The following is a 2453-nucleotide window of genomic DNA, read 5'->3' on the forward strand; positions in this document are numbered from 1 at the left end:
CGGAGGCATTGACGGCAATCGCCGACACCATCGCCGGAGAAGACGGCCAGTTGCTGTCGATCCGTGAGACGCTTGCCGGTCTTAACTGCCCCGTCATGCTGATCTGGGGCGAACAGGACCAGATCGTGCCCGTCCCAGACGCCGGCACCCTCCCGGCAAACCTCACCCTGCGCATCCTGCCCGATACCGGCCATATGCCGCAAATGGAGGCATCCGCCACCGTCAACCAGGCAATCCTCGAAAATATCAGGAAAGCCTCAAATTAATCGGGCAACGCCCGCCAAGCTGTTCAAGCAGCTAACGGAAAATAGGCGGTGCACCAGCTGCTGACTGGTAACCGCCCCTCGCCAAACACAGTAAAAGGAAGGCATTTGTCGTGAGTGATTATAGCGGTAAGGTGGTGGTCATCACAGGCGCAGGCTCCGGAATGGGGCGTGCCATGGTCGGGGAATTTGTGTCCAGGGGAGCCTACGTCGCCGCTCTGGACATCAATCTGGCTCGCGCTGTCGAAACGGTCGAAAAGCTTTCTACGCCGGATAGGGCCTATCCGCTGCAGGCAGACGTGAGCGACGCCGGAAGCGTCGAAAGCGCTGTCAAAGCGACCATCGAGCGCTGGGAAAGAATCGATCTTCTTTGCAACAACGCCGGAATTCTGGACGGGCATGCTCCTGCCCACGAGGTCAGCCTCGAGGAATGGAACAGGGTTCTGGCCGTCAATCTTACCGGGCCTTTCCTCATGGCCCGAGCCGTTATTCCGCATATGCTTTCGCAGGGGAAAGGTGCAATCATCAACACCTCGTCGACGTCCGGGTTCAGCGCAGCCGGCGGCGGGTCGGCTTATACCGCTTCCAAGCACGGCGTCATCGGCTTGACGCGCCAGATGACCTTCGAATACGGCGCGCGCGGGATCCGCGTGAACGCGATTTGCCCCGGAGCCACCGCAACGCCCTTGGCTCTGCCGGAACACAACGCCGCATCGCCCGATATGGATCTTGCAATCAGCAAAGTTCCCGCGCGTCGCTGGTGCCAACCGGAAGAAATCGCAAAACTGGCCGCCTTTCTCGGCAGCGACGACGCCGATTACGTTCATGGAAGCGCCTATGTGATGGATGGCGGATGGCTTACGGCCGCGCGAGACCCGTTCTAATGTTCGACTTCGTGGCACCCGCTGAGCCTGAAGGACCGTTTAAGTCGGCACTGACGTGTTGAGCTTTCGCAAGTTTGGCATCGATCGCAGCGATCGGTGGTGCTTGCGCCACCGCAACCTGTTGACTTGAACGATGTCGCGACATTCACTGCGTCACCCACTGTAAGGATTATGTAATGAGCCTTCCGCCTCGTGTGATGACCGCGCGCAATCTGTTCAAGCAGCATTTGGATCAACGCGATTGGTCCGACTTGACCCCGGGCCGGCGCCGAATTCTCGAGGTGTTCTTAAAGCTCGCGACCTACGAAGGTTATTCGGCGGTGACGATGCGGCTGCTCGCCAAGGAGGCCAACGTCAAGGCTTCCAGCATCTATTTTCACTTTCCCGAGGGACGCAGTGAAATCGTCGCAGAGTCGCTGCGCTGGCACTACAGCAACTGGGGATATGCCGTACTCGAGGCGATCGACAAAACAAACAGCGTCGACGAGTTCTGGGATGCCCTCGTAGTTACAGCCGCAAAACGGCAGATTTCGCATCCTGCAAGCGATCTATGGGATCTCCTTGTCCGAATGGACCGGATCGGAGGGTTCCTGGAAATCGAGTTCCGTCATGAGATCGATCACTGGCTGGATCTTTGTGCCGGCCTGTTTGAAACGGCAGCAGAGGAAATGGGATATCTTCCGAGCAAACGCACTGTTCGCGCCATAATGGCGCTGCTGGATGCGGCAAGTACGTGGTGCGAATGGTCGGGGGATCCAGCCGAACTCGAGGCATGTGCCGACCAGGCCGTGTTGCTGTCACGGACGATCCTGACGTCGCAGGAAAAGATTGCTCGGGCCGCGCGTATCTGCAGCGGGGGATAAAGCGGCCGGTTTGATGGCAAGCATTGCGAGGAACGGCAAAGGGAAGGGAGGAGATATGCTTGACCGCCTCGGGTCGTCGCGGCATGCCTCCGCTCCGGCGGACCCCCGCCAGATTGTCAGTATGGGCGATCCCGGGATGCTTCAGCGGTGTAAATCCGCCGTCTCCTGGCCCTCGTCGCCAAGAACGTAATATCTGAAAGCCGCCAGTTTCGCTTCAGCCTGCCGGTTTTGCAATTCGCTCAGAACATTACTCTCGTGTGCGACAAAGGTCGCAACCGCGCGCAGGTTCAATAGCATGGCGACACCGATCGCGAGGGCTATGAGAACGATGACCCGATCACCGGAAATTTCGCCGTAGTAGCGCATCTCTATTCCCCCTTTTCGATCATCTTACGCCGATCGAATCCGCCGTCAACGAAAATGTAATCGTTGACATCGAGTTT

At 58.3% G+C, this 2453-nt stretch carries 3 protein-coding genes and 1 pseudogene; 3 read left to right on the forward strand and 1 reads right to left on the reverse strand.

The annotated features are described in order from the left end of the window. From CO655_RS34150 to CO655_RS32985, 3 genes and pseudogenes are all read left to right on the forward strand, one after another. Positions 1–266: pseudogene (locus tag CO655_RS34150) on the forward strand (acetoin dehydrogenase dihydrolipoyllysine-residue acetyltransferase subunit); the annotation flags it as partial. A 110-nt stretch (positions 267–376) separates the two neighbouring features. Then, on the forward strand, positions 377–1147 hold the full coding sequence (locus tag CO655_RS32980) for a glucose 1-dehydrogenase (RefSeq protein ID WP_097667967.1): 771 nt from the start codon (positions 377–379) through the stop codon (positions 1145–1147). Between the two features lie 176 nt (positions 1148–1323). Next, on the forward strand, positions 1324–2010 hold the full coding sequence (locus CO655_RS32985) for a TetR/AcrR family transcriptional regulator (protein ID WP_010030686.1): 687 nt from the start codon (positions 1324–1326) through the stop codon (positions 2008–2010). Between the two features lie 141 nt (positions 2011–2151). Here CO655_RS32985 and CO655_RS32990 read toward each other — a convergent pair whose 3' ends face one another. Beyond that, complete coding sequence (locus CO655_RS32990) at positions 2152–2376, reverse strand: hypothetical protein (RefSeq protein WP_010030685.1); 225 nt, start codon at positions 2374–2376, stop codon at positions 2152–2154. Positions 2377–2453 lie beyond the last annotated feature (77 nt).

Source organism: Rhizobium sp. M1 (assembly GCF_002531805.1).
Taxonomy (GTDB): domain Bacteria; phylum Pseudomonadota; class Alphaproteobacteria; order Rhizobiales; family Rhizobiaceae; genus Rhizobium; species Rhizobium etli_C.